The following is a 423-nucleotide window of genomic DNA, read 5'->3' on the forward strand; positions in this document are numbered from 1 at the left end:
GTGCTGCACGACCACCTCGACGGGGGCCTGCGACCGGCCACGGTCCTGGAGATCGCCGACGAGGTCGGCCACGAGCTGCCGGTGAGCGGTGCCGACCGGACCGCCGAGGGGCTGGCGCGGTGGTTCCGCGAGTCCGCGGACTCCGGGTCGCTGGAGCGCTACCTCGAGACCTTCGCGCACACGGTCGGCGTCATGCAGACCGCGCCCGCGCTGCGGCGCGTGGCCCGCGAGTCGGTGCTCGACCTCGCCCGCGACGGCGTCGTCTACGCCGAGTCCCGCTACGCCCCCGAGCAGCATCTGGAGGGTGGGCTGAGGCTCGAGCAGGTCGTCGAGGAGGTCGACGCCGGCTTCCGCGAAGGGGAGGAGCTGGCCGCCGCCGAGGGCCGTCCGATCGTCGTCCGGTCGTTGCTCACCGCGATGCGC

The 423-nt window shown here is 74.5% G+C and carries 1 protein-coding gene; it reads left to right on the top strand.

Translation table 11 applies throughout. The annotated features are described in order from the left end of the window. On the top strand, positions 1–423 hold a 423-nt coding region (locus AC1DKQ_RS22475), incomplete at both ends, for an amidohydrolase family protein (RefSeq protein ID WP_476920290.1).

This window comes from Arthrobacter sp. 05L421, from assembly GCF_056397785.1.